The organism is Nonomuraea ceibae (genome assembly GCF_019396325.1).
GTDB classification, from domain to species: Bacteria; Actinomycetota; Actinomycetes; order Streptosporangiales; family Streptosporangiaceae; genus Nonomuraea; species Nonomuraea ceibae.
In genome coordinates, this window is the sequence record NZ_JAHKRO010000010.1 from 136,048 (window position 1) to 161,719 (window position 25,672).

Genomic DNA, 25,672 nt, shown 5'->3' on the forward strand with positions numbered 1-25,672 from the left:
CGGGCACCGTGACCACGTCCGCATGATTTCCTCGACCCGCACGTCCGCGCCGTGCAGGCGCATGGCGGCCGGGGTCCACTCCCGCCGCGGCACCGGCTGCGTGTGGACGCCACCCCGCCCATCCCGCCGGTCCCCTCGTCATGCGAGCCACACCCAAGATCGGCTGACCCGCCACGGCACCCCTGCGGAGCTCGATCTTGACGACGATTCGATGACGGCCACTGTCTGCCCTGGTCGACGGCCAGAACGTTCCCGTACTTCGGATCTACGACCTCGACGACCTCGGTCGACCGGGCCTGCCACCCGCTCGCTCAGCGGCACACGTTCCGCAGCTCGCACACCTTCTTCGCCATCCGCTTCGCCCGGCCCGTGACCAGCTTGCCCGGATTGGTGGTGTAAGCCTGATCGGCGCTGTAGACGAACAAGGCCGCACCCCGACGCCCGACCGCCCACGAATGGACGGGCTCCCGATCCCGCTTGCCCTTGTCGTAGTCGTACCTCCCCACGAACATGCCCTCGTCCCCGATGCGCACGGTCCTGGCGATCAGGCGGAGGTCCTTTCCAGGGCACCGCTTCACCTCGGCCCGCAGGCCGAGGAAGGCCGCGCGGGCGGCCTTCGCACTCCGATAGAGCACGAGCTGCTCGCCGTCCGACGACGGGGCGCTGGTCAGATGCGTGATCGTCCGCATCGCGACCCGGCCGTCGCGGACAGTGCGCGCCCCTCGGCAAGGGGCGAGCAGGGGACGGTTGGACAGCTTGTCGCTGATCTTCCACCAGTACTCGATGGAGTCCGCCTCATCCCGCGGCGCCCTCGCCTCCTTCTCACTCAGCAGGAAATTCTTCGGAATCCTGCTCGCCTCGGCGTCGGCCACGCCCGTTCCCGCCAGTACGGAGCCAACCACCAGGGCGGCAACCATCGCTTTTCTGATCACACATGCATGAGACGTACGGTGCGCCACGGAAGTTGTGCACCGTTTTCGGTCTCAGCTGCCGGCCACCACGACCACGCGGCAGCACCCCTTGCCCTCCCGGGCCGGGTGCCCAGGTGATCCATAGCTGGTCAGGCCCGGCGCTGATGAGGCCCAGGCGCACCCGACAGTGGCTGCCCGCAGGCAGGTGGATTCCGATTCGGCTCTCGTCATCCGCCGGTCTGCGCGTCGGTGCGGGCGAGGTGGCGGCGGCCTCGTTGTCCGCGAGCAGCAGATCAGTCAGGCGACCACCGGCCAGGCCGACACCGAACTCGACCACGAGCTGACCGCCGCCGTACTGAAGGCGTGCGACGGAAGTACCTAAGCACGGCGGATTCCCCGCCGCCGCCGTCTCCGTATCTTCGTGATCGCCCAGGAATCCGATCACGAAGGAGACCGGCACCCCGATCCACCTCCGGGGGAGCTGCCGAGACAACAGGCTCACCCCCTCCGGCTCCTTACGGCCGGAACTTTGACAGGAGATTCTCATGAAGAAGAAATTGGCCATCACCGCCCTTACCGCCCTTGCCGTCACCACGATGCTGAGCAGCGCCGCCCACGCCGGGACACCGGCGAACGTCTGGGTGAACGGCGAGGCGATCGGCTCAGAGGTCTACGCCGTCGGCGTCGGCGCGGAAGGCCCGGTGGACCGGGTGAAGGTCAACTTCCAGGTGTCCAAGGGCCAGGTCATCACCGGCGTGCGAAACGGCACCGCCCACTGCCAGATCGCCACCTTCGCGGCGACCTGCGAACTGATGTCCGGCTCGTACCCGCAGTTCTTCGAGGTGACGGTACGACGGTACGAGGCCGGGCCCGGACCGTTCAACCTGACGGTGAACGCCATCTCCTCGGCACGCGAGTGGGACTACGCCGACAACTCCACCGTCATCAGAAGCTACTGACGCGACCACCGCTCGCCGCCACGAGCACCCGCGGCGGTGAGCGGCACTCCATGAGGAAGTAGTAGCCCGCGTGACGGAACCGACGCTGTGCTCGGTAGCCAGGTCGGCATAGCGGCGGCGGCACCTGCTCCGAAGAGCGGCCTCGCGGTGACCCCGCTTCCATGCCAGCACCGCGGCCATGCCGTTCCAGCCGGGATGGCGGACCGGCCTGCCAGACCGCACGTCGGCGAGGACTGCGTCGAATCCCTCCCACGGCGTCTCCATAGCGGGCAGGTCCCGCTCATACAGGTGCAGGGAGTCGACGTGGTGGTGAGAGTCGCCGAGTACGGCGCCCCGCCAGCCGTCCATCAACTCCTGGACGGTCGTGGCCGCGAAGATGCCGTACGGCAGGCCGGTCCAGAGGTGCTGACTGAGCGTGGTGGCCGCCATGTGCAGCCAGGCCGGCGCAGGTGGAAGCGGTAGCCCTGAGTGCAGGGCACGTCCCGGTGCCCGCCGGCGCGCGGGCCGGTTCGCAGAGTCGAGCCGTCCCAGCGACGCAGCCGAGGCCCGTACCCCCACGCACTATGCAGCCATGCGCCGGAACCGTACCGACGAGCAACCAGCGAGCAACGACCCGACCTCGCCCGAGGTTCATCCCCCTCGGGACGGTACGCCAAGACGGCGAACAGAGCCCGGCGGCAGGCTGACCGGCCGCGATCACCTTGCGCGCTGTGCCGTGCGGACATAGCGAGCTTCGGTGCTGGTCGGATCCACCGCGCACCCGCGACTGGCTACGGCGGCGAATCCTCCCTCAGATCATGGTCCTTCGGCATGGGGTGGCAGTGCTGAAGCGTCAGGTCACCCGGCCGAAGCCGGACTGGGCCGATCATGCCCTCCAGGCGGGTGGCCTTCCGGGTGTCGCCCTCACGCAGGAGTGCGCCGATCTGATGGTCGGAGTTCTGGTCGGCGGTCGAGACCCGCGCGCGCCCGAAGATCGCTGTCGAAATCTACTCCACACACCGTTCACCGACATTGATTTTCGGCACGAGTTATCGACAGTGCTCACCTGCGGTTCCGTGATCAGCTCGGTGAGTGTCGGCAGACGATCGTTTTCCGACACACGCACGCCGCGAGGAACATCCGAACCGAAGCGTACGCCTGCACTGTCAGTCACCTATGCCACAGAGAGTGCTACCGCCAAATCCGTCCTCCCCGGAGGCCGACCCGAGCGCCGGGCCATCAAAACCCGGTCCTGGTCACTGAGGTCACCGGCCGGGCATAAGGGCGGTTAGCTGGTGGTGCCGAGGTCCAGACGGGCGAGCTCGTTGCGGGAGGCCACGCCGAGCTTGGGGTAGGCGTTGTAGAGGTGGTAGCCGATCGTCCGGGGGCTGAGGAAGAGCTGGGCCCCGATGTCGCGGTTGGTGAGACCGGTGGCGGCCAGCCGTACGATCTGTAGTTCCTGGGGAGTGAGGCGGCTGAGCAGGTCGGTCGCCCCCGCTGTGCGGGGGCGGCTCTCGCCGGTGGCGCGTAGCTCGCTGCGGGCGCGGTCGGCCCAGGGGGCGGCGCCGAGCCGTTCGAAGATCTCCAGAGCGGAACGCAGCGGATTCCGGGCGTCGGAGCGGTGCGCGGAGCGCCGCAGCCACTCGCCGTGCAGCAGCTCGGTACGGGCGCGTTCGAACGGCCGCTCGCTCTTCTGATGGAGCTGCACCGCATGGGCGTACAGCGGGCCGGCCTCCTCATCGGGTGTGAGCAGAGCGCGACAGCGCAGGACGACGGCTTGGGCCCACGCTTGTCCGGTCGCGTTGGCCCAGGCCTCGAACCGGGCCAGCGGTTCGGCGCCACGGCCGGGCAGGCCGAGGCGGGCGGCGGCCTCCACGTGGTCGGGCAGGGTGTAGAGGCCGATGACGCTGTGCCGGGCGGCTGCCGCGCCCAGCTCTTCACGCCGCCGCAGCGCGTCCTCATACCGGGCCAGGCCAAGGTCGAGCAGGGCTAGGGCACTCGCGGCCCAGTCCGCGTGCGGCTCTCCGAGCCGGTCGTACGTCTGGCTGGCGAGCGCGTGGCAGTGTTCCTCCTCGCCCGCGATGGCCGCCAGGTGTGCCAGCACGCCGCGGGCGTCGTCGGTGTAGAGGACCTGGGCGGTATCCTGTGCGATGCGCAGCGTCTCGGTCGCGAGGGTGTGCGCGTCGCGGTGCCGGCCGCGGAAGAGCTGGATGCGGGCCAGGTCCCGGAGCACCTCTGGGAGCACGCCGAGGGCACCCTGGTCGCGGCAGTCGCGTTCCAGCGTGGTGGACAACTTGTGGGCGACGTCGAGATCGCCGGTCAGAACGGCCCATTCCTCGGCGCAGGCCCGTTCCATCGGCCGCAGCCCGCGTAGGAGCTCGCCGTTGCCCATCAGCTTGCGCAGGGCGGGGAGTCCTGCCTCCGGTTCGCCGGCGGCGAGATGCGCCAGGCCGTACGCAGCCTCGATGAAGGGACGCGTCCCGGGCTCGCTGGTCGGCATGAGGTTCCGGATGCGCGCCGCGGTGTCGCGGAGGGCTGCGGCGTCCCCGGTCGGCCAGATCGCGCCCATGGCGTCGAACAGCATGAAGGCGGCCTTGCGTGGCACCTGTCCGGCGCTCGCCAGCGCCTCATCGAGCAGCACGGTGTGCGCCGCCTTCGGCAGCCCGCGTACGTACAGGTCGAGGGCGCGGACCTGCGCAAGCTCCGCCCGGACGAGCGGGTCGGTGATGAACGGGGCGGCCTGGTCGGCCAGTTCGGCGGCGCGCCGGGTCTGCCCGGCATCGGCGGCGGCGCGGGCGGCCAAGGCCAGCCGTCGGGCACCGTCGTGGGTGTCGGGGCTGAGCCGGGCGGCGCGGTCGTAGGCGGCGGCCACGGCGGCGTGGCCGCCCCGGGCTCGCGCGTGCTCGGCGGTCTTCTCCAGCACGGAGGCCACGTACGCGTCGGGTTCTGTGGTGGCGGCGGCGAGGTGCCAGGCGCGCCGGTCGATGTTGCCGACGCAGGGCAGTGCATCGGAGAGGGCCTGGTGGGCGGCGAGCCGCTGGCCCAGCGGAGCGCTCTGGTAGGCGGTGGACCGGATCAGCGGGTGGCGGAACGTGAGCCGCCCGTCGGTCAGGTGCACCAGGTCCTTGTGCTCGGCCGGGTCGAGGTGCTCGACGGGTGCGCCGAGCCGGCCGGCCGCGAGCGCGACCACGGTGAGGTCGCCGGTGCCCTCGGCGGCCGCGACCAGCAGCAGTGTCCTGGTCGGCTCCGGCAGGGCGGCGATCCGGTCGGCGAAGGTCTGCTGGATGCGGGTGTGGCTCGGCAGGGTGCCCAGATGGAAGGCGTACTCGGGGATCTGCCCCTCGCGCTGGGCCGTGGGCAGCTCGCGGAGGGCCAGCGGGTTACCGCGAGCCTCGGTAAGGATCTGGTCGCGGGCGTACGGCGGCAGGTCTCTGGCGTGTTCGGCCAGCAGGTCCGCGGCCGCGGTATGGTCCAGCCCGGCGAGGCGCAGCTCGGTGAGGCCAGGTGCCGGGAAGGGCGGCGCGTGCGCGTCGCGGGCCGCGAAGAGCATCACCACCCCTTCGGCGTTGAGGCGCCGGGCGGCGAACAGCAGGGCGTCGGCCGAGGCGGGATCTAACCAGTGCGCGTCGTCGATGAGGCACAGCAGCGGTCCTTCCTCGGCGAGCTCGGCCAGCAGGGTCAGCAGGGCGAGGCCGACCAGGAAGCGCTCAGGACCGGACACCGGTTCCAGCCCGAGCGCGCCGCGCAGCGCCTGGGCCTGGCGGTCGGGAAGGGTGCCAACGCGGTCGGCGGCGCGGCCCAGCAGCAGGTGCAGGCCCGCGAAGGGCAGCTCGCTCTCGGCCTCGGTGCCGATCGTGCGCAGCACCCGCATGTCCCAGGCCGCAGCGGCGGTGTGCTCCAGCAGTGCCGATTTGCCGATCCCGGCTTCGCCCCGGATGACCACCGCCGCGCTCCGGCCGTCGCGGGCAGCGACGAGCAGCCGGTCGATCTGGGCCAGCTCGTCGGCTCTGCCATGCAGCATGCCTAGAACTGTAATACAGCCACATTGCCCGAATTCGCCCGAATCGGCCTCGGCTCGCGAGCCAGACCGCTTCATCCCCGTTCCAGTCCTGCCGCGTCGCCCCACGCATCTGCCCGCGGTGTCTACTACGGAAGCAGGACGACCTTGCCAACCGTTCGTCGTTCGAGGAGCGCCGTGTGCGCCCGCGCCGCCTCGCGCAGCGGGAACGCCTGCACCGCCGGGACGAGCCGCCCGCTCGCCGCCTCGTCCAGCGCCTTCTGCTGCATGGCGCGCAGCCCGCCCGGTACGCGCATCATCCGGGGGCCGAGCGGGACCGTGGCCGACAGCATCCTGTTGACCAGGTCTTGGCCGGTGATCTCGGTCAGCGAGCCGGCAGACCAGCCGAACAGCAGGATACGGCCGCCCATGCCGAGCATCTCCAGCGCCTCGCGGCCCGCGGCACCGCCCACACCGTCGAGCACGGCGGTCACGTCGCGGCCGTCCAGCGCCTCACGCACCGTCTTGGACCACCCCGGCTCGTCGTAGTCGACCGCGATGTGGGCGCCCGAGGCGTGGACGCGTTCGACCTTGGCCGGCCCGCCCGCGACACCCACCACGGTGGCGCCGGCGTTGCGTGCCGCCTGGACGAGCAGCGTGCCGACACCGCCGGCCGCCGCGGTCACGAGCACGACGTCGTCGGGCTCGACCTGCGCGATGTGGTGGATGCTCAGCGCGGTCCGGCCGGTCCCGACCATCGCGACCGCCGCCTCGTACGTCAGTCCGTCGGGCAACGGGAACAGCGCCTCGACCTCCCGCAGGGCCAGCTCGGCGTATCCGGCGTTGACCAGGCCCAGGTGGGTGACCACGCGACGGCCGAGCCAGCTTTCGTCCACGCCCTCGCCCACCTGGTCCACCACCCCGGCAACCTCACGGCCGGGCGTCACCGGGAGTTCGGGGAGCGGGAAGGGAAGCAGGTCGCCCCGGCCCGCCTGCAGCGCGGTGTCGAGCAGGTGAACTCCGGCGGCCTTCACCGCGATGCGTACCTGGCCGGGACCCGGCTCGGGATCCGGGACCTCCTCGTACCGCAGGTTCTCGGCCGGGCCGAACTCGTACAGTCGGATGGCGTGCATGATCGAACTCCTGTCATCGTCGGTTTCTTCTCGGCGCGGGCCTGCTGTCGGCGCCGAAGCGATGCTGGGCGGCTCAGACGGCGTACGGCTGGACCGTCCTGGCGTGGCGGAGCGCGCAGCCCCACCAGACGAGCCGGTCGAGCAGAACCTTGGCCGCGACGGCGGGCGCGTCGGGCTGCCGCAGTCCCCCGGCCTCGTCGAACAACTCCCCGGCGGCGTGGAAGCTGACGGTGTCGCGCAGGGTCACCGCGTGCAGCTCGGCGAAGACCTGCCGGAGCTGTTCCACAGCGCGCAGCCCACCGGCAATCCCGCCGTACGAGACAAAGCCGACGGGCTTGGCCAGCCACTCGGTGTAGTGCCAGTCGATGGCGCTCTTGAGTGAGGCGGGGAAGCTGTGGTTGTACTCGGGCGTCACCACGACGAACGCGTCAGCGGCGGCGAGCCTTGGCGACACGGCCGCCACCTCGGGGGTCGGCTCGCTGCTGAGCGCGTCTGGCAAGCGTGTCTCACCCAGGTCGATGGCGTCCACCGTCAGGTCGTCGCGGCGGGCGGCCTGTTGGAGGAACCAGGAGGACACAGTTGGGCCGAACCTGCCTTCGCGGGTGCTGCCGGTGATGACGGCTACGTGCAGTGGATCGCTCGACACGGGTCGATCCTCTCGGTTGTTGCTGTGCTCTTGCTGGTGACGACGCTAAGAGCGGCCGTCCTGGGTCCGCCTCGGTCACGTGACCGGGTTCGTGTCCGGGTCGCGATCCCAGTCGTCCGGCAGAGGCGGCGGCCGGGCATGGATTCCTACGGTCGGCGCCATGACGCGACTTTCCGATGAAGCCCCGGAGCCGGCGACCACCGAGCCCGTTCGCTGGGGTCCGATCCTGGCGATGGGCCTGGCCATGCTCATGGTCACCCTGGAGATGAGCCTCGCCTCCGTAACGCTGCCGGCCATCGGTACGGAGCTGGGCGTCGGTTCGGCGGCGACCAAGTGGGTGATCCTGGCGTACGCGCTGCCGGCGGCGGCCCTGGCTATCCCGCTGGGGCGCTGGGTGGACCACGCGGACGCCCGGGCGGTCTTCCTGCTCGCGGTGACGGGGGTCGGGCTGACCAGCCTGGTGACCGCGGCCGCCCCCGCGTTCTGGATCCTGCTGGCGGCCCGGTTCTTGCAGGGCGTCATGGGCGCGCTGGTCGCCGCCGTCTACATGCCGATCGTGGCGGCGAGCGTGCGGCCCGAGCAGCGTGGCCGGGCCCTGGGATACGTGGCGACGATCATGCCGGTCGGTTCCCTGGCAGGCGCCCCACTCGGTGGCTTGGTGGCCGACGGCTGGGGCTGGCGCCCGGTTTTCCTGATCAAGCTGCCCGTGCTGGTGCTCGTGCTGTGGCTCGGCGGCCGCCTTCTGCCACGCGGGAAGGGCGGGCTGCCGGCGCCCGGCCGGTCGCTGCTCGGCGACACGCTCGTGCTCGGCGGTGCCGTCACCGCCCTGCTGCTGGCGCTCGACCGGATCGAGGTCGGCGCCGTGGCAGCCGCCGCCGTCCTGGCAGTGTTGACGGTGGTACTGACGGCCTGGTGGGTGCGGCTGCGGTCGTCCCGCCCGATCATCAAGCTGGCCCGGCGCCCGGCGTTCGGGCTGCCGTTGCTGTCGCTGCTGCTGATGGCTTCCTACATCGGGCTCACGCTTTTCCTGCTGCCCTTTTACGTCTCGGACGTGCTGCACGGCGGCGCGGGGATGATGGGGCTGTCGATGCTGTTCTTCATCGGCGCCGTTGCGCTGGGCTCGCCGATCAGCGGCTGGCTGGCCGACCGCTACCCGCCCCGCCTCGTCCTCGGCGCCGGCGGCGCCCTCACCCTCGCCGGTACGGTGAGCATGCTCACGCTCGGCCAGGACGCGGGCGTGGCCGACCTGGCGTGGAGGCTCGCGCTGGTCGGCATCGGGCAGAGCCTGTTCAACGTCCCGGTCAACACCGCCATGCTGGCCGCGACCCCGCCCGGCATGATCGGCACGGGCGCCGGTGTGGGCATGACCGTCCGGACCCTGGCCTTCACCGTCGGGCCGTCACTTGCAGCCCTCGCCTACGGCCTGGCCTCGGGCGGTGCCGCCGGATTCCGCACCGGGGTCATCGTCCTGGCCGTGCTGCAGGCCGCGGGTCTGGCCGCCGGAATCGCCACCAAGGCGCGGGCCGTGCGCGATTCTTGAACCGCACAGGCCACCACCCCATGGCCTCAGGGCTCACGGGTCGTTTCGGCGACGGGTCAGCCAGCGCAGTGAGCGTGTTTGGGTACATGAGCAAGCTGAAGAGCATCTCGCTCGCGTTCGCACTGGCACGCACGATGGCGTCCACCGCTTCCTGCGCCCAGCCCAGCACCGCTCAATTCTCCCCTCCCCCAGCACCTCCGCCAGCGCGACACCGGACAGCACCTCACCGCTCGTCGGCTCGTGGCGGATGACTTCGCTGGAGACAGGCACCGCCGGGAACCCGCAACCGTGCCGCACTCCGGCCAGATCATCTTCACCGAGTCCGGCGGCGTGGCGGTGCAGGCCATGAATCCCCATGCCAAGGCCGCGGACACGCCGTACACCAGGACCGGCTATGAGGCCTACTACGGGACCTACACCGTCGATGAGACCGCCCGGACGTTCACCATGACGATCCAGTCATCCTTGGTGCCCGACCTCATCGGCCAGCGCCTGACACGCACCTTCAAGGTCTCGGATGACACGCTGCTCCTCAGGCCGACGGACGCATCAGAAGGCTGGCGCGTCACCTACGAACGCTTCTGATCCCGGCCTGGCAAGCCGATCCAGCCGCATCCTGCTCGGCCACGAAGGCCACGGCCTCGGGCGGGACGGCGAGCGGGTCTTCGGTCAGGAACACCCCGAACATGCGAACCGTCCCCCACTGCACAGCCCATCCCAGCCTGGTCGCCGGACGGCGCTCGGTCTCCAAGACTCCCAGTGCTGTGTGGTCAGGCGGAAGAACTGCTCAAGCTCCGCCGGGGACGGCTCTTCGGGGAAGCGTCCGTAGCGGGCGACCTGCTCATCGGAGAGGAATTCGAAAGGCATGGCCCCGGACCGTATGACCTGCGATCAGCAGGATCAGCGGCCGTCATCGAACCGGCATCAAGATCAGCTATCTACCGCCAATCTCTGCACTCAGGTTCCTCGAAGGCCTACCTGAGCGTGATGGAGGGCGTGGGCTTTGGTGGTCGCCACGCTTGTCTGATCTACTCCGTGTCTTCCTCGATGCCGGAGACGGGGTGGGTGAGGCGGACCATGGCCCGGTACAGGGCGGCGGGGGCGGCTCGAGCGGGGGAGTCCTGCGCCGGGGGCGGCGTTGGCCCTGAGCATCTGGCCGGCCAGGCGGCGCCCAGATGGCCGAAATCCTCCCGCCAGAACTCCGCTGCGTCGCCCACCACCGACCTGGATCATCGGACGTGCTCTGGGCCACGCGTTCCTCTCAAGGTAGGCGTACCGCTCCCGGTCGGGGACAGCCGGCGGTCCACGGTCGGCTATCAGGGGTGATCCCCGATGAGGAGCGGTTGTGTCCGCCGACGCGCTGGCTCGGTATCGCCTGTGATCACGCGTGCAGTGGGATCTGTGCCATACCCTGTGGTGCAAGGCTGAAAGTGCTTCTCCGACATCTCGGAGACATCAGCCGTCATCAGAGAGCGAGACGCGACATGAGCAGTGCTCGCAAAACCGAAGGTCATGCCGCACAGGCATCCTCCCACCCGGACAAGACCGCCGAGCGGCCCGATCACGCGGCCAACGCGCAGTGGCTCAAGGACAACCCGGCCTCCATGCCGCAGGTGGGCACCGGGCGGTGGGCCGTGTACGACCGCGCCGGCCAGCTGCTCGGCCACCTCGTCGGCGACGGTCCGACCCGCGACACCCGCTTCAAGGCGACCAGCGCGACACGGGAAGGGGCGCCGGCCGACCACGCGGTGGGCCACGGCATCACCCTGCACGACGCCGGGGCGCACCTTCTCGACGCGGCGCAGGACGACTGAGCCATGCTGGCCCCGGCTGAGGCCGGGAGAACGCGAGCCCGGCAGCTTCGCGCGTCGGGCCCGCGGTGGGCTCAGCAGCGGTGAGGTCCCCTCATGGCCGCACCACCGCGACGGAGGCGCGTGCGGCGTGCAAGACCCCGAGGGTGACGGATCCGAGCATCACGGTGCCGATCGCCCCTCTGCCCTGGGAGCCCACGACCACCAGGTCCGCCCCTTCAGAAGCGCGGGTGAGAGCGTCGACGGGGTGGGCGCGACGGACGTCCTCTATCACCTGAACCTGCGGATACCGCTGCCGCCAGCCCTGGAGGACGGTGGCCGCGGTCCGGCACTGAGCCGCGTGAATCTCGTCCAGGTCATGAGCGCTTTTCGGGATGTGGGCGTGCGCCGGTGGCTGCCACGCATGGACGGCGCGCAGCGTGCTCGCGCGCAGCATCGCCTGCTCGAAGGCGTAGGCAAGGGCGGGCTCGCAGGCGTGATAGTCCTCGAGCCCGACGACGACCTCCCCGTGGGCGGTGTCGGGGGCGGATCTGACGACGACGACCGGGCCGTGCGCGTACCCGGCCACGTGGGTGCTCACCGAGCCCAGCACGGCTCCGGGGAAGCCGCCGAGGCCGCTGCCGCCGATCACGATCTCGGCTGAGTCGCCGGCCTGGTTGCGCAACCTCGCCGCGGCGGCGCCCTGGAGCAGCTCGCAGTCGACATCGATGCCGGGCTGTCGCTTGCGTGCCACTGTCTCGGCGTCGCTCAGTACGCTCTGCGCGCTGAGCGCGATGACATCATCCTGGCCGGGGGCGGAGAACTTCGCGATCTCGTACGGCGTGCGCTCCACGGCGTGGACGATGCGGAGCCGGGCCCCGGCACGAGCGGCGTCGTCGGCGGCCCACTCGACAGCCGCGGTCGCGGCGTCCGAACCGTCCGTGCCCACGACAATGACTTGATTCATGGCTTCTCCAGGTTTGTGTCCGCAATTTCTGATCCACCGAAGCGCGAATATTCCAGGCCCGCTTGTTCGATGTCGTCGCCGATCTCCGGGATCAGCGCCTGAACGTTCCCCCGGATTTCTCGTCGTGCCGCCCCGGGTCATTTTCGGGCCGGATGGCCAAGCCCTTCGACTCCAGGTGCTGGTTTCCGGTGGCGCGGCCGAAGTTGAGCATGACCCACCCTTGAACGGCCCGTACTCTCGACTTGATCTTCCTGGTCAGGCTCATGGCGCTTCCCTTCGACTACTCCGGACGCAACGCGACCTTGGTTCCAGGGTGGCCTTTCCGGCGAGAACGGGAAACAGGCAATCACCGACCTGATTATCACCGCAGCCGATAACAGCACCCTTTTTCGCGGCGATTTCCCCGGCGGCGGATCGACGCCTCTTCCGGCCTCGCACGAAGAGGTATAATAGAAATTACCGAGGACATTTCGAGCGTTGACATCCGAGTTGGCGTCGCCCGCGGCGATAGACCGGTTCCGGCCCCCTGGACGAGGGCCCGAAAGGCCGTGCAACCATGATGACCGCACTTCTCTCCCCGGCAGGCTCTGCTCCCGAGACCCCATCCGCGCCCAGGCTCAGCCTGAACGCCGCCCTCGACCGGCGAGGCACGGTCGACGGGGCGTGGTGGCCGCACACCCGCGACGCCGCCGCCGAACTGCCCGCCCTCATCTCCGCCGTCGACCGGCGGCTCGGCAGGGCCGTCCTGCGTGTGGGCGTGCATCTGGACGCCTGGGATCACATCCCGCGCCGCACCACGGTCGGGGGCCGCAAGGTCAGGGTGGGCTGGTTCCGCAGCGCCGATCCGCACCTGATCACCCTGAGCATCGCGGGAAGCGCACCCGTCACCCTGCTGGTCATCCCGCCCAGCACCGCGGCCGGCCCCGCCGAGACCGCACTCGCGTTTGCCGCCTCCGGCACGGTCGGCGTCCGCCCCGCCGACATCCTGCGACCCGCCGCCTCCGCGAAGGGCTCACCCGGCAGGGACGGCACGGCCTCCTGGGAGAACGAGGGCGGCCGCGTCACCGATCCTGCGACCGCGCCGCCCGCGACCACCTGACCCGTGCTGGGCCGAGGCGGCGGCCCGCTGCGGGCGATCCGGATCCGGGTCAGTAGCGGTGTGGCCCGACATGCCCCTCGAACAGCAGGCAGGGCGCCGGCTCGTCCCCGTAGGGGGAGCGCGGGTCGGGGTCGGAGTCGGCGCGTTCGGCCGGGCACGGCGGCAACGTGACGAGTTCGCGGGCGCGAAGGTCCCAGCGGATCCAGATGAACCGGTCCGGTCCGGGCAGGACCTGGACATGCGCCGCGTGGGCGCCCGCGTGGCCGGGCTGAAGCTCACAGCCGTAGACGGCCTTGCGCCCGTGTCGGCCCCCCTCGGCCAGCGGGTCCCATTCGGCGTCGGTGAGCACGTTGTAGTGAGGGCAGTCCTGTTCGCCGGTGTGCCGTTGCAGCCCGGTGGCGAGGGCGCCCGCCAGCCCCGCCGCGGTGAAAACCTGATGGACGGCGTTGTGGACCCGCTCGACGTCGTCATCGCTCAGCTCCACCGCACCGAGCTGGTCAGCCAGGAGTCGTACGTGGGTGGCGAAGTGCCGGCAGGCGTCCACGAGTGCGGTCACCGGGACCACCGCGTCATGCGGCGGGTCGGTCGGCACGTCTTGATAGGTCACAACACTCACAGTACGCCGCCCGTCGCCGGACACGGCGGTGGCGCCGCTGCCGTGCCGGTCACCGAAGGCACCGGTTATCAGCTCCGCAGATGAGCGGCGCAAGAATTGCCCGTTTCCCTTGGCCGTGGACTCCTGTGCGCTGAAGGGGACAGCCCGGCTCTCGACCTCCTGGCTGCCGGCCGCCTGCTCGATGACTCCATAGGAGAGACCCATGACCGAAAGCACCGAGGCCAAGCCCCCCGTCGTCCTCATTCATGGGCTGTGGCTGACCCCGCGCGCCTGGGAGCACTGGATCGAGCGCTACGCCGAACGCGGCCACGAGGTGTCCGCCCCGGCCTGGCCCGGGATGGAGATCGAGGTCGAGGCGCTGCGTAAGAACCCGGAAGTCATGAACGGCCTGGGCGTCACCGAGGTGGCCGACTTCTACGAGAAGATCATCAGGGAGCAGTCCCAGCCCCCCGTCATCGTCGGCCACTCCATGGGCGGCCTCATCACCCAGATCCTGCTGGACCGCGGCCTCGGCGCCGCAGGCGTCGCGATCCACCCCACCCCGATCCAGGGCGTGCTGAGACAGCCGCTCAGCAGCCTGCGCTCGGCCTTCCCGGTCCTGTCCAACCCCGCCAACCGCTCCCGCACCGTGGCGCTGAGCGCCGGACAGTTCCATTACGCGTTCACCAACACCCTGACCGCGCAGGAGTCGGACGGGCTCTACCAGCGCTACCACGTACCCGCCCCGGGCCGGCCGGTGTTCCAGGCCGCCACCGCCAACCTGCGACGGCACCCCGCCACCGGAGTCGACGTGCGCAACGACACGCGCGCCCCGCTGCTCCTGGTCGCCGGCGGCGCCGATCACACCGTCCCCGCCACCCTGGTACGGAGGACCTACCAGCGCTATCAGAAGTCCCGCGCGCACACCAACTACCATGAGTTCGCCCGCATGCCGCACTTCGCCCTTGCCGCCCCCCAATGGGAACGCGTCGCCGACCATGTCCTTCACTGGGCCGTGCAGTACATCACGAAACACCCCGGCAGCAACCACGGCGACACCCGATAGGCGCGCTGCCACGCAGGTCTGGTGACTACCGCTCCGACCGGCCTGCCGGACGATCGAAGCACTGCGCGCACGACACCGCTCACGCCGGCGTCCAGCAACGTGTTCACGCCGCCGCCTCGAACCGGCTGCCCCCCTTGTCTCCCCCCGTAGGAGCCCGACATGAACACCCACACTGCGAGCGCGTCCGCACTCGTGCTCGCCGCCCTGATCGAACGGCTTGTTACCGCGCTTCTCCCGACCTCCGCCACCACCGTCACCACCGACGGCCTCCTCCGCATCACCCCGCTCGCCGAGCGCGCAGGTCTGCGGATCGAGGGCGAGCTCGACTACGCCACCCTGCCGGCGCTGAAGCGCGCGCTGGCCGCACTGGCGAGCGGGGACGACGACTTCTGCGTGGATCTGAGCAGCCTGGAATTCATCGACGTCGGCTGCCTGCGTGCCTTCGTCGTCACCGCCACCGCCATCCACAAGGGCGACGGCGACCAGGTTCTGACGCTGCGCTCGGCGCCTGCACAGATGCGACGCCTGCTCGAGCTGACCGGCTGGCACCAGACACCCGGTCTCGACCTCCAGGCGTCGGCGCGGCCCGGTTGACACCTCATGACCACTCTCGACCCCTCTCCCGAGGCGGCTCTGTGGCTCGTCCCGCAGCCGCCACCGTCGTGCGCATGTGTGACGAGCTCGACCTCAGCACCAGCGAGGCCGTACGCGAGCGCCTTCAGGGAGCCTTGCACCGCAGCACCGGCCTGCTCAACCTCGACCTGTCCGGGGTGTCGTTCTGCGATGCTGCCGGGCTGAGCGTCGTGGTCGGGATCCGGGACCAGGCAGGAGCCCTCGACATCGTCATCGCCCTGGCCGCTCCCCACCCACATGTGGCCAAGGTGCTGCAACTCGCCGACCTCGACCACAGCTCCAGCCCGAACAGCTCCCCGTTCGGGCTCTGGGCCTCGATGATGCCGTCGGTGTAGAACAGCAGCCGGTCCCCGGGTTCGAGCTGGTAGTGCAGCAGGCCGGTGGACAGGTCCAGGCCGAGACCCATCGGTGGGTCGGGCACACTGGTCAAGGTGGCGACCTGCTGGCCGCCTCGGATCACCAACGGCGGATAATGACCTCGATTGACCCAGGCCAGCCGGCCGGTCCGCAGATCGAGATCGGCCAGGACACCGGTAGCGAAGCGGCCGGTGCTCTGCTCGGCGATCGCCGCGTCGATGGCCTCGCTCGTCGCGGGCAGGTTCGTGCCCTGGCGGCGGCTGGTGCGAGCGGACCCGATGGCAATGGTGGCGGTGAGCCCGGCCGCGGTGTCGTGCCCCATCGCGTCGAAGATCGACACATGCAGGGTGTCGCCGTCGATCGCGTAGTCGTAGGCATCGCCGCCCACCTCGTAGGCCGGCTCCAGCGCAGCGCTGACCACCACCCTGTCATCGGCGAAGCCCTCAGGCGGCAGCAAATTCCCCAACACCTCGGCCGGCAACGTCATCGGCCGGGCGCGGACCAGGCGGGCGTAGGAATCGCTGTAGGGGCGCTTACTGATCAGCAGCAGCGAGACGAGCGAGGCCAGCCGGCCGGCCAGCAATGCCGCGGCCTCAGATCCCCGCTGCACGCTCACTCCCAGGACGCCGACCCGTTCGGTGCCGCTCAGCAACGGCACCCATAGTCGCTGCGGTCCCTCGCCGGCCGACGAGGCAGGGACTCTCTCAGGAGCGGCGGGATCCATCACATGCCGGGCCTCGACGATCTCCACGCCGCGGAAGGCGCGCCCGGCCATGGTGGCGTCGATCCGGATCGCCTCAAGCCGCTCGCAGTGGCGTCCAGCAGGCCGCCCAGCATCCGCTCACCATCACCCGTCACCTTGACGCCTTCCCCTGGAGCCTCTCCCCTCACAATAGATCGTCTCCCCCCTGCGGTACGAGCTTGTTTCAAGCGTGCTGACCAGGGCTAACGTCTCCCGGGCGTGCTGGTGCGCAGTGTGTGCTTGCCGGCGCCGGCGCGAGGAAAGGCGCGATGACGATCGCCGCGGTCAGGGTCACCGGGATGACGCCGGCCCGCACGGGCGCAGCGGGGCGGGGGAATGGCGCATCGCTGTCATAGCCCGCCTCGGCGGCGATGCGGCCGGCGGTCGGCATGCCGGTCACGCCATGACCGGGAAGCGGCGGTCCAGGCCGGTGATGCGCAGCAATCCAGCCATGCGCGGGGGAACGCCGGTCAGGGCCAGCGTGATGCCCCGTGTCCGGGCACGGCTCTGCACGCCGACCAGCACGCCCAACCCGCCTGCCCCGCAGAAGGTGACCTGGGACAGATCCAGGACCAGCAGGTCGGTGCTGTGATCGAGGGTGTTGATCAGCCGGCGGCGCAGCCGGGCTGTGGTGAAGATGTCGATGTCCCCTGACAGATGCACCAGGGTCGGCGCCGAGGCGCTCACCCCGGCGAGCGGGGCGGTGTCGATGACGGTCATGGAATGTCTCCTCACGGGAGAAGCTGAAAGTGATGAGATGCCTGCCGGCCGGAGATCGGCCCGCCGCCAGTACGGGCGGTGCCAGGACCGCTCGATCCGGCCGGCAGGCGGCACGGGTCATGGCGACGGCGTCGGCCGTCCCATGGATGGCTGCGCTGCCTGCCCGATGACCGACCCGCCCTCGTCCTCCCAGCGGGCCGATCCGTCGGCCGTGGCACGCGGAGCGGGGCCGGCGGGCAGATGCGCGAGGGTGAGGATGGCGTCGATGCTCATGCCGGCGATGTCCTGGGCGGTGAGCTTGAGCGTGGCCTCGGCTGCGCCGGCGGCGGTGCCCGAAGGGACGATCAGCAGGCCGACCGGCTCGCCGGTGGCGAAGCTGAGAGTGATCACGCGCGGGTCCGTGTGGCGGAACCAGCCGATGCGGACCTGCCGCCCGCGCGCGGGGATACGGCGCGGAATGTTCTGCCACACGTGACGGTGCAGGCCTATGCGGAGCGTGACCCGATCCAGCAGCCGGTCCACGGCGGCGATGAGGGCGGGCAGTTCGGCGGCCGCGTCATGGGAGGAGGGCCACCAGGCCCCGTCCACCACAGCCAGCCTGTTCGGCACCGGGCTGAGGCTGAGCCGTAGCGCGGAATCGACCCGAGGGATCGCGGGCGAGGCGGGGCTGAGCGGTGCGGGTTGAGAAAGAAGCGTCGGCGTCATGGTCGCCTGACCTGTCCAGGCCTCCGAAGAGGCCGGTGGTGGTTCGCCGGGGGCGACGCGGACCTGAATGCCAACGCTCGATAAGACCTCGGTACTCTCAGTGTACGGCATGACTTCCGAAATTCGGCAATTCCGGAAGTGGACTGAGGGGGTGACATCCGGAAACGAGCCCGCAGAGCTCGCGGAACCGGACGGAGCAGCTTCCGGAACACGGGCCGGTCGCGGGCTCGGCCGCTTTCCGCTCCGCACGCTGTCGTCCTGGCCGACTACACCGCCGCGCTCGCGCACGCCCCGCTGGCCGGCTCCACCAAGACCGAGTACGCCTCCCGGCTGCGCGGTCACCTGGCCTGGCTGGCCGACCAGGCCGACGCCTGCGCCCTGGACGGCGATCCGCTCATCGACCCGACCGCAGCCGGCGCCGTGCGCGACTTCCGCCGGCATCTGAAGAACGGCCGCCGCGCCCCCAACACCATCGACACCTACCTGTCGGCCATCGACGACTTCACCGACGGGCTGCAGTCCCGCGCCGATTGGAAGGGAGCCGGCACCCACGCCGCGCTGTTCCTCAACCACCGCGGCGGCCGGCTGAGCGACCGCGCCCCCGCGACATCACCGGCCTCGGCGACGCCGTCGGCCTGAGTGACGACCCCACCGAAGCCGACAAGGAAGCCGCCTTGGACGCCCTCATCACCGACCACTGACCAGAGCAGCAAACCGGTTCGGACCGGGTGCCGCGACCGACACTCCGTATCCCCGCCCGGCTGGAGGGCACCGCGTCCGCGCCACGGTAGGCGAATGCGGAGGGCCACCGCCTACAGCGTTCGACCCTAGGCAGGGGCCCCTTGCGGATTCTGGCGAAAGGAGCCGGCCGTGCATGAGAATGTCGCACTGATCATTCGATTCCACCTGATGGGCGGCGAAGACGTCTCCGTGATCAGCGGAGACTTCGACGGAGAGCCGGAGGCGGTGGCGGCGATCGCTCGTGCTGTAGACGAGCGGCGCAGCCTGGTGTTGATCCGGGCAAGACATGATCGCGAAGCCGACGTTAACGGCATAGTCATCAACCTCGCCAACGTGGTGTCGGCGCGTGTGTCGAAGACAGACAGCGCCGAGGCGGGCGTGCCCGACACGCCCTGACAGTGGCCAGCCGGACGAGGTCGTCGACGGTGGCACGTCGGTGACCGAAGCGGCGTTCCGCGCAAAGCTCATCGCCGGAGCTGATCGCGGCTCACGCTTTCGGCGGGCCTGCCCGAACAGCCAGGTCGGTGACGTCTCCGGTGGTGCTGGTGGCCGCCAGCGCGGTGGCGAACAGGATGAGCTGGTTGAGCACCTTGAGGAAGAGCAGCATCGCCACCGCCCCGGTGACGACCTGGTACGCGGGGTTCGCGGCGGTGAGGTTGAGCACGGCCTGACCCAGGGTCTTGAGGATCTCCAAGCCGATCGTGATGACCAGCGCCGGCCCGATCACCCGTCGCGGCGACAGGTGCAGCCGCGGTGGCGCGGTGAGCAGCGCCATGGCCAGCAGGGTGTTGACCCCGATTCCCAGCACGAACGCCGCCACCGACAGCATCCATTGGGCGGGGGCGGCCTGCACGCCCACGGTGTTCACCGCAAGCAGACTCAGCACCCACTCCGCGGCGAAGACGACGGTGAGCGACAGCGAGAGCAGTGTCCCGAGCCCCACCATGACGCCCAGGTCGATGATCTGGCGCAGGAAGAAGTTGCCCGGATACTCCTCCAGCCGCCAGATCGCCCTGGTCGCCGAGCGCAGCGTGTCCATCCAGTACAGGCCCGTCAGGGGCAGCACCACACAGGCCACCAGCCCGGCTGTTCCTCCGGCGTCGCGCAGCGCCTGGACGTCAAGGCGCGGGAAGGTGTCGCTGAGGTAGCGCTGCATCCCGCTCAGCACCGCCGGGTGGTCCAGGACGCGGCTGAGGACGGCGAACCCCAGCAGGGCCAGGGCGAAGGTGGCGAAGAAGGCGTAGTACGTGAGAGCCGCCGACAGGCGACCGGCGTCGACCTTGTCGTAGCGGATCAGGGCGCGCACCACGTGATCCAGCCACCCGTACCTGCTCCTGGCCCGCTCCCAGCCTCTCGCCAGCCAGCCCGCCCAGCGCCGGACGGCGCTCATGCCCGGAGCCGGTACGTCGGGGGGACACGGCCGTGATCACGTGCCGCGGTCGTTTCGCAGAAGATGGCTCACCCTGCCGTCGTGAGAAGCTGGTAGGGCGGATGGCCTACCCATAAGGCGATTTTTATTCTTTGTTTCCCCGACCGGGAGCCTGGAAGCACGCCTGATTCCGCCCGGGAGGGAAGTACCCGTCCATGGATTCACCTCAGGACCGCCTGCTGCGGTTAGTGCCGGCGACCTTGGCCAAGATGGCCGCCTGGTGCGCGTGCCTGATCGTCATCGGCGTCGTGGCCAACTACGTGTTCGGTTTCGTGGCGTCGATGCGCCTCATAGCCTTGCCCGTGGCGATCGCCCTGCTGCTGACCGCGCTGCTGTTCCCGCTCACCCGGCGGCTGCGGGCGTCGGGGCTGCGGGCGATCTACGCCACCTGGATCACCATGCTCGTCGCCCTGGCCGTGCTGGGCGGGACGGGGTGGATCATCGGCGTGCGGGCCAACGCGGAGTTCCCCGGCCTGGTGACGCAGGTCAGGCAGACGGCCAAGACGGTGGAGAACTGGCTCTACTCCGGGCCTTTGCACCTGAAGCCCATCCAGCTCAGCGGCTGGGTGGACGAGATCGCCAAGTTCGTCACCGAGCGGCAGCAGCAGATCACCTCGACGGTCCTCGTGGGCACCGTGGTGGTGGTCGAGGTGCTGGCCTCGATCGTGCTCCTGCTGTTCGTGACGTTCTTCCTGCTCAAGGACGGCGACCGGATCTGGTCCTGGTTCCTCAAGAGGTTCGGCCGGATGGCGCCGCGGGTCGACCGGGCCGGGCGGACCGCCTGGACCACGCTGTCCCACTACGTGCAGGGCACGGTGGCCGTGGCCGCGGTGCACGGCGTGCTCATGGGGCTGGTGCTGGCCGTCATGGGAGTCCCGCTGTGGGCGGCACTGGCCGTACTGATCTTCCTGGCCAGCTTCGTCCCGATCGTCGGCATCCTCTTCGCCGGTGCGGTCGCGACGCTGGTCACGCTGGGCGCGAAGGGCCCCGTCTACGCGCTGATCTTCATCGGCATCCTGATCGTGGAGCAGCAACTGGAGAACCACGTGCTCCAGCCGCTGATCGTCGGCCGGGTCCTGCACTTCCACCCGCTCGCGATCATCATCGTGCTGGCCGTCGGCGGCATCCTGGCCGGGATCGCGGGCGCGGTCGTGGCCGTGCCGATCACCGCAATCCTCTACCGGGCCGTGCCGGAGCTCTTCAAGGACGACCCGATTCCCCTCCCGGCAGCACCGGTCCCGAAACCACCCGGGCGACCCGTACCTCCTGAGAAGGGACCCGAGCAGCAGGATTGACCCAATCCGAGGCGGGCGGTGGCGGGCTCATGGGGCCGTACGGCAGGCAGAGGCCGGGGCGGGCGGTGGCGCGCCTCCGTCGCGGACCTTCCCGGCCAGCGCCTGGTCGGCTGCGGCGCTGACCAGGCGTGCGGCGGCGGCCACCTCGGCGAGCTGACCCGGCGCCATCGCCTCCAGGCACGCGGCGAGCCGCTGCCGGTCACCATGACAGGCCATGCTCATCGCGTCCCTGAGGGCGAGAGCGCGCGAGGCCGTGCTGACCGCCTTCAAAACGTCGGCCAGGGCCTCATCCAGACCACTGTCAGGGCCTGGCCGCTGCGGAGGCCGGGCATCGGTCATCATCCACCTGCCGTCCTTGGCTCCGAGTCGGGACGTTCGATCAGGCATCGTGGGAACGTACCCGCAGGCTCGCGATCGCCTCAGCTGATGAGGCTAGCTGGGATTGCCTGTTTCCGCACAGCCGGCCGAGAGCCTTGACTGGTGAGTGACCAGCCGGCGCAACTCGCGTCGCTGTCACCGTGAGGGGGTCGTGATGACCCTGGACGCACAAGGAACGGACGCGAAAGACCGCGCAGGCCTGAACGGTCAGGTCCCACGCTGCGAGCACATCGACCAACTCCCCCAAGTGCGGCACGGACCGCCCGAATGCAAACAGTGCCTGTCCCTCGGCCGCACCTGGACACGCCTGCTGGTGTGCCTGACCTGCGGCTGGGTGGCCTGTTCCGACGATTCGCGGGGCGGCCACGCCAAGGCCCACTACCAGGAGACCGACCACCCGGTGGCCGCCGCCTTGGGGACGAATCCGACCTGGCGCTGGTGCTACGTGCACCGCCGCACCGTATAGCCGCACCGTAGAGACGAGAGGAAAGAGATCTATGACCATTTCCGAACAGGTGGCGGAACGCCACCAGGACTACGACGGCACCTCGCCCTTCCCCGAGGCGGAGGACCACGTTCCGGCCGGGCGGCTCCAGGTGGCCCTGACGGGGGCGATCGTGGTGCTGCCGTTCGTCGCGCTCGGCGCCGCGGTCCTCCTGGCGTGGGGCCGGGGAGTCACGCTCACTGACCTGCTGCTGGCCGCGATCCTGTACGTGGTGACCGGCCTGGGGGTGACGATCGGCTTCCATCGGCTCCTCACCCACTCCTCGTTCACCGCGCGGCCCTGGCTGCGCGTGGCGCTGGCGGTCACCGGTTCGATGGGCTTCCAGGGGAATGTGATCGACTGGGTGGCGGTGCATCGCCGCCATCACGCCTTCACCGACCGTCCCGGCGATCCCCACTCGCCCTACCGGTACGGCACCGGGCTGCGCGGGCAGCTTCGGGGGTTGGTCCATGCCCACCTGGGCTGGCTGTTCGCCGACGATCCGACCCCGGCCGAACGTTACGCCCCCGATCTGCTGACCGACCGCGCGATGTCCCGCGTCGCACGCGCCTTTCCCGCGCTGTGCGCGCTGTCGCTGGCGCTGCCGTTCCTGGCCGGATGGGCGATCACCGGCACCCTGTACGGCGGGCTTACCGCCTTCCTCTGGGCGGGACTGATCCGCGTCGCGCTGCTCCAGCACGTCACCTGGAGCGTCAACTCCCTGTGCCACGTCATCGGTGCCAGGCCCTTCAAGACCCGACGCCACGACCGCTCGACGAACCTGTGGCCGCTGGCCCTGCTGTCCTTCGGCGAAAGCTGGCACAACGGCCACCACAGCGAACCGAGCTGCGCCCGCCACGGCCTCGACCGCGGTCAGCTCGACCCGTCCGCCGCCATGATCGGCCTGTTCGAACGGCTCGGCTGGGCGGGTGACGTGCACTGGCCCGACCGAGAACGCGTCCAACGCCGACGCGTCGGTCCGCGCCGGCAGGCCCGCGCGCCGGCCGGAGACTGACCGAAGGGCCTGCCGCTCTCCGCCGCCTCAGCCCGGCAGGCACCGCCTCGGGGTTCACCCGCTCCTGGGGGACCTACAGTGGAGACGACAGCCCGCATCGACGCCGCCCAGGGCAGAAAGGGGGCGGGCATGGAGTTACGGCAACTGCGCTATTTCGTGACACTGGCCAAAGAGCTGCACTTCGGTCGGGCGGCCGCACGTGAACACATCGTGCAGTCGGCGCTGAGCCAGCAGATCCAGCGGCTGGAACGCGAGGTGGGCGTACGGCTGCTGGACCGCAGCACCCACCATGTCGCCCTGACCCCGGCGGGCTCCGCGTTCCTGGTCGAAGCGCGCCAGATCCTCAACCACGTCAGCAGGGCCGGGCAGGCCGCACGTAACGCCGCCGCCTCGACGCCCACACTGCGCGTCGGCATCATCGACGCCGGCTACGACACCATGCCGAAGATCCTGCGCGAACTCCAGGAGAGCCACAGCGGCATCACGATCCACCAGGTCGAGGCGGGCACTCCCGAACAGTACCGGCAACTGGCCGACGGCCGCCTGGACATCGCCATCGGACACGCCTCCCAGGCCCCGGCCGAGGTGACGTCCAAGCTCGTCCGGCTCGATCCGCTCGGCGTCCTGGTGCCCGACGACCACCGCTTCGCCGAACTCGACGGCGTGCCCGTCATCGCCCTGGCCGACGAGCTGTTGCTGCTCGGTGAGGAGTCGCAGACCCCGGAGCTCAACCAGTTCGTGCTCGCGCTGTGCCGTTCGGCCGGGTTCACGCCCGCCCTTTACGAGGGCACCGTCGAGAGCTCCCGGGCCGCCGCTGACCTCGTCCTCCAGCACCGCTGCGTGCACTGTGTCCCCTCCTCCTTCCGCTCCTCCAACCGGCCGGGCACCACCTGGCGGCCCCTGACCGACCCCGCCACGCACTACCCGTGGTCACTGCTGTGGCACCAGGACAACCCCTCTTCGCACATCGCCAGCGTCATCGACAGCGCCCGCCACCTGGCGGAGCGGCTCGACTGGCTGGAGCCCGTGGCCCCGGTCATCGAACCGGCGCCCGCGAAGGGGCACCGAGCACCGCCGGCACCGGCGACGCGCCTGCCTGACCCGCCCGGCAGCGGCGCGGGCTGAATGGGCCGGGCGCTCTGGGCTAAACGCAACCGGCGGGCTGCCAATCATGAAGATCGGGAAGTCCGCCCAGGTCAGGCGGGGTCAAGAAGTCGCACGTCAGATGCTCAACGATCAGAAGAGCGGCGCCGAAGTCCTGCCGCGCTATCTGTTCCTGCGCACGCACGACAACCGGCTCGGCCGGCATCCCTACCCGGCCGAGACCTATCAGTCACGGCTACGAGACCTCACCCAGCGGCTGAACGTCACCGACAGCATGGGCCGGCCAGTTCACATCTCCCAGACGCACCACTTCCGGCACACCCGGGCAACCGACTTGATCAACGCGGGCGTTCCCATTCACGTGGTGATGAGGTACTTCGGCCGCCTCACCCTCGCCATGACCATGCACTACGCCAAGACTCGATCGGAGGCCGCCGAGCACGAGTTCCTCCGCTACAAGAAGTTCACCGCCGATGGGGCGAATTGCCCACGACAATCCCTGAATCGCCCCGAGTTCGGTGGAGACGCGTTCTTGGATTGTCATGCCACGGTGGGTGTGTTCTCGAACTGTATCGGGGTGAGCATGCCCAGGCTGCTGTGTCGTCGTTGCCGGTTGTGCCAGATCTCCAGGCATTCGAAGATCGCGTTTGCGAGCTCGATGCGGGTGTTCCAGCGCCGGCGTCGGCGCTCAAGCCCGACGGCCCCGTCGCCCCGAACCGGTGACCGAAGCACCAGCCATGCGCCGGAACCCTACCGACGAGCAACCAGCGAGCAACCATCGGCGAGACTTGACCCCGCCCAAGGCTCCCCGAGAAGCAAGAAACCCCAGCTCAGTACGCTGGACTGGGGTTTCTATGATGGTGCGCCGCCAGGGACTCGAACCCCGGACCCGCTGATTAAGAGTCGCTAGTCCTGGTGTTAAGTCACGCCCAGATACACCTGATTGTGGCACTGTGACGGCTTCTATCGGGTGCTCAATACCCCAGAATGCCCCCACGTGCTGACACGTGCCATGTACCGAAGAGCAACCAACGAGCAACCGCGTGGGTGGGGGGCACCGCTATTGACATCCGGACAGAAGCGCCACCTCGGCCTCACCCACAGGTTAGACGCGCGGCAACACGCTGGCGCCAGCGACGAGTAGCGTTCGAGATTCTGTCCTACAGATCAACGATTGCGAATCTTCCACATCGCACCTGGGCAAACGTCAGGACCGTATTCATAGATCTTGTTCGTTTCACTCGAAGCCGAGAGAACGACTGAGCCATTTCCATCCTGAAGCGCCAGGTCACAAGCATGTTGCAGGCTCTCGATCTTGACCTACAAGCAGAGAAGCCCCTGGTAGATGCGTTGTCGACCAAGAGCAACAGCATCCCCAGGAGCTTCG

At 69.7% G+C, this 25,672-nt stretch carries 26 protein-coding genes and 3 pseudogenes; 15 read left to right on the plus strand and 14 right to left on the minus strand.

All coding sequences use genetic code 11. From position 1 onward, the window contains the following. Window positions 1–311: 311 nt before the first annotated feature. The gene (locus KME80_RS10045) at window positions 312–932 is read right to left on the minus strand and encodes a hypothetical protein (protein WP_219503113.1); all 621 of its coding nucleotides are present in this window, start codon (window positions 930–932) and stop codon (window positions 312–314) included. Between the two features lie 524 nt (window positions 933–1,456). Here KME80_RS10045 and KME80_RS10050 point away from each other — a divergent pair. Further along, a complete protein-coding gene (locus tag KME80_RS10050) occupies window positions 1,457–1,870 on the plus strand; it encodes a hypothetical protein (protein WP_219503115.1) in 414 nt (137 codons plus the stop codon). Window positions 1,871–3,137: 1,267 nt separating this feature from the next. Here KME80_RS10050 and KME80_RS10055 read toward each other — a convergent pair. The 3 genes from KME80_RS10055 to KME80_RS10065 all read right to left on the minus strand — a co-directional run bounded on the left by KME80_RS10055 (window position 3,138) and on the right by KME80_RS10065 (window position 7,625). Beyond that, window positions 3,138–5,870: a helix-turn-helix transcriptional regulator gene (locus KME80_RS10055; protein WP_219503117.1), complete on the minus strand. Its 2,733-nt coding sequence runs from the start codon at window positions 5,868–5,870 to the stop codon at window positions 3,138–3,140. Window positions 5,871–5,995: 125 nt separating this feature from the next. Beyond that, window positions 5,996–6,979 carry a zinc-binding dehydrogenase gene (locus KME80_RS10060; RefSeq protein WP_219503120.1) on the minus strand — a complete coding sequence of 328 codons (984 nt, stop codon included), beginning with the start codon at window positions 6,977–6,979 and terminating at the stop codon, window positions 5,996–5,998. A 73-nt stretch (window positions 6,980–7,052) separates the two neighbouring features. Beyond that, window positions 7,053–7,625, minus strand: coding sequence for an NADPH-dependent FMN reductase (locus KME80_RS10065; protein WP_219503123.1), 573 nt, complete (start codon window positions 7,623–7,625; stop codon window positions 7,053–7,055). A 160-nt stretch (window positions 7,626–7,785) separates the two neighbouring features. Here KME80_RS10065 and KME80_RS10070 point away from each other — a divergent pair, with 160 nt between their 5' ends. Both KME80_RS10070 and KME80_RS10075 read left to right on the plus strand, forming a co-directional pair. Continuing rightward, on the plus strand, window positions 7,786–9,165 hold the full coding sequence (locus KME80_RS10070) for an MFS transporter (RefSeq protein ID WP_219503126.1): 1,380 nt from the start codon (window positions 7,786–7,788) through the stop codon (window positions 9,163–9,165). 240 nt (window positions 9,166–9,405) lie between these two features. Beyond that, window positions 9,406–9,750: a lipocalin-like domain-containing protein gene (locus KME80_RS10075; protein WP_219503129.1), complete on the plus strand. Its 345-nt coding sequence runs from the start codon at window positions 9,406–9,408 to the stop codon at window positions 9,748–9,750. On the opposite strand, the gene KME80_RS53155 is transcribed toward KME80_RS10075, so the two are convergent. Next, window positions 9,731–9,925: a DUF4158 domain-containing protein gene (locus KME80_RS53155; protein WP_372455350.1), complete on the minus strand. Its 195-nt coding sequence runs from the start codon at window positions 9,923–9,925 to the stop codon at window positions 9,731–9,733. The two genes, KME80_RS10075 and KME80_RS53155, sit on opposite strands and share 20 nt — an antisense overlap. 724 nt (window positions 9,926–10,649) lie before the next feature. Between KME80_RS53155 and KME80_RS10085 the strand changes: the two genes are divergently transcribed. Further along, a complete protein-coding gene (locus tag KME80_RS10085) occupies window positions 10,650–10,979 on the plus strand; it encodes a hypothetical protein (RefSeq protein ID WP_219503136.1) in 330 nt (109 codons plus the stop codon). 91 nt (window positions 10,980–11,070) lie between these two features. Here KME80_RS10085 and KME80_RS10090 read toward each other — a convergent pair whose 3' ends face one another. Together KME80_RS10090 and KME80_RS10095 are read right to left on the minus strand one after the other, a co-directional pair. Then, window positions 11,071–11,922, minus strand: a complete 852-nt coding sequence (locus KME80_RS10090; RefSeq protein ID WP_219503139.1) for a universal stress protein — start codon at window positions 11,920–11,922, stop codon at window positions 11,071–11,073. 91 nt (window positions 11,923–12,013) lie between these two features. Next, a complete protein-coding gene (locus tag KME80_RS10095) occupies window positions 12,014–12,187 on the minus strand; it encodes a hypothetical protein (RefSeq protein WP_219503141.1) in 174 nt (57 codons plus the stop codon). 291 nt (window positions 12,188–12,478) lie between these two features. Between KME80_RS10095 and KME80_RS10100 the strand changes: the two genes are divergently transcribed. Beyond that, window positions 12,479–13,021, plus strand: coding sequence for a DUF5994 family protein (locus KME80_RS10100; protein ID WP_219503144.1), 543 nt, complete (start codon window positions 12,479–12,481; stop codon window positions 13,019–13,021). A gap of 49 nt (window positions 13,022–13,070) precedes the next feature. On the opposite strand, the gene KME80_RS10105 is transcribed toward KME80_RS10100, so the two are convergent. Beyond that, entirely contained in the window at window positions 13,071–13,628 is a 558-nt protein-coding gene (locus tag KME80_RS10105) for a hypothetical protein (protein ID WP_219503147.1), read from the minus strand. A gap of 211 nt (window positions 13,629–13,839) precedes the next feature. Here KME80_RS10105 and KME80_RS10110 point away from each other — a divergent pair, with 211 nt between their 5' ends. The 3 genes from KME80_RS10110 to KME80_RS53160 all read left to right on the plus strand — a co-directional run bounded on the left by KME80_RS10110 (window position 13,840) and on the right by KME80_RS53160 (window position 15,650). Then, window positions 13,840–14,682, plus strand: coding sequence for an alpha/beta hydrolase (locus KME80_RS10110; RefSeq protein ID WP_219503149.1), 843 nt, complete (start codon window positions 13,840–13,842; stop codon window positions 14,680–14,682). A 159-nt stretch (window positions 14,683–14,841) separates the two neighbouring features. Continuing rightward, entirely contained in the window at window positions 14,842–15,276 is a 435-nt protein-coding gene (locus KME80_RS10115) for an STAS domain-containing protein (RefSeq protein ID WP_219503153.1), read from the plus strand. A gap of 74 nt (window positions 15,277–15,350) precedes the next feature. Further along, window positions 15,351–15,650 (plus strand): STAS domain-containing protein, encoded by a 300-nt coding sequence (locus KME80_RS53160; protein WP_219503156.1) that lies wholly within the window; start codon window positions 15,351–15,353, stop codon window positions 15,648–15,650. Here the strand turns inward: KME80_RS53160 and KME80_RS50155 are convergent. The 3 genes and pseudogenes from KME80_RS50155 to KME80_RS10135 form a co-directional block, all read right to left on the minus strand. Continuing rightward, window positions 15,602–16,447: pseudogene (locus tag KME80_RS50155) on the minus strand (PP2C family protein-serine/threonine phosphatase); the annotation flags it as partial. The gene KME80_RS53160 and the pseudogene KME80_RS50155 sit on opposite strands and share 49 nt — an antisense overlap. Before the next feature lie 363 nt (window positions 16,448–16,810). Then, a complete protein-coding gene (locus KME80_RS10130; protein ID WP_219503159.1) occupies window positions 16,811–17,134 on the minus strand; it encodes an STAS domain-containing protein in 324 nt (107 codons plus the stop codon). A gap of 117 nt (window positions 17,135–17,251) precedes the next feature. After that, the gene (locus KME80_RS10135) at window positions 17,252–17,839 is read right to left on the minus strand and encodes a DUF5994 family protein (protein WP_219503163.1); all 588 of its coding nucleotides are present in this window, start codon (window positions 17,837–17,839) and stop codon (window positions 17,252–17,254) included. A gap of 420 nt (window positions 17,840–18,259) precedes the next feature. Between KME80_RS10135 and KME80_RS10140 the strand changes: the two genes are divergently transcribed. Together KME80_RS10140 and KME80_RS10145 are read left to right on the plus strand one after the other, a co-directional pair. After that, a complete protein-coding gene (locus tag KME80_RS10140) occupies window positions 18,260–18,478 on the plus strand; it encodes a hypothetical protein (protein ID WP_219503166.1) in 219 nt (72 codons plus the stop codon). A 231-nt stretch (window positions 18,479–18,709) separates the two neighbouring features. After that, window positions 18,710–18,976: a hypothetical protein gene (locus KME80_RS10145; protein ID WP_219503168.1), complete on the plus strand. Its 267-nt coding sequence runs from the start codon at window positions 18,710–18,712 to the stop codon at window positions 18,974–18,976. Between the two features lie 91 nt (window positions 18,977–19,067). Here the strand turns inward: KME80_RS10145 and KME80_RS10150 are convergent, their stop codons facing one another. Continuing rightward, on the minus strand, window positions 19,068–19,970 hold the full coding sequence (locus KME80_RS10150) for a YihY/virulence factor BrkB family protein (RefSeq protein ID WP_219503170.1): 903 nt from the start codon (window positions 19,968–19,970) through the stop codon (window positions 19,068–19,070). 194 nt (window positions 19,971–20,164) lie between these two features. On the opposite strand from KME80_RS10150, the gene KME80_RS10155 reads away from it, so the two are divergent. Then, window positions 20,165–21,304 carry an AI-2E family transporter gene (locus KME80_RS10155; protein WP_219503172.1) on the plus strand — a complete coding sequence of 380 codons (1,140 nt, stop codon included), beginning with the start codon at window positions 20,165–20,167 and terminating at the stop codon, window positions 21,302–21,304. Window positions 21,305–21,331: 27 nt separating this feature from the next. On the opposite strand, the gene KME80_RS10160 is transcribed toward KME80_RS10155, so the two are convergent. Further along, window positions 21,332–21,520: a hypothetical protein gene (locus tag KME80_RS10160; protein ID WP_219503174.1), complete on the minus strand. Its 189-nt coding sequence runs from the start codon at window positions 21,518–21,520 to the stop codon at window positions 21,332–21,334. Between the two features lie 316 nt (window positions 21,521–21,836). On the opposite strand from KME80_RS10160, the gene KME80_RS10165 reads away from it, so the two are divergent. The 4 genes and pseudogenes from KME80_RS10165 to KME80_RS50160 form a co-directional block, all read left to right on the plus strand. Then, window positions 21,837–22,148: a UBP-type zinc finger domain-containing protein gene (locus KME80_RS10165; RefSeq protein ID WP_219503176.1), complete on the plus strand. Its 312-nt coding sequence runs from the start codon at window positions 21,837–21,839 to the stop codon at window positions 22,146–22,148. A 31-nt stretch (window positions 22,149–22,179) separates the two neighbouring features. Beyond that, the gene (locus KME80_RS10170; RefSeq protein ID WP_219503177.1) at window positions 22,180–23,181 is read left to right on the plus strand and encodes an acyl-CoA desaturase; all 1,002 of its coding nucleotides are present in this window, start codon (window positions 22,180–22,182) and stop codon (window positions 23,179–23,181) included. A gap of 78 nt (window positions 23,182–23,259) precedes the next feature. Next, window positions 23,260–24,306, plus strand: coding sequence for a LysR family transcriptional regulator (locus tag KME80_RS10175; RefSeq protein ID WP_219503180.1), 1,047 nt, complete (start codon window positions 23,260–23,262; stop codon window positions 24,304–24,306). A 46-nt stretch (window positions 24,307–24,352) separates the two neighbouring features. Continuing rightward, a pseudogene (locus tag KME80_RS50160) lies at window positions 24,353–24,697 on the plus strand (tyrosine-type recombinase/integrase); the annotation flags it as partial. 128 nt (window positions 24,698–24,825) lie between these two features. Here KME80_RS50160 and KME80_RS10180 read toward each other — a convergent pair. Then, a pseudogene (locus KME80_RS10180) lies at window positions 24,826–24,966 on the minus strand (IS3 family transposase); the annotation flags it as partial. Window positions 24,967–25,672 lie beyond the last annotated feature (706 nt).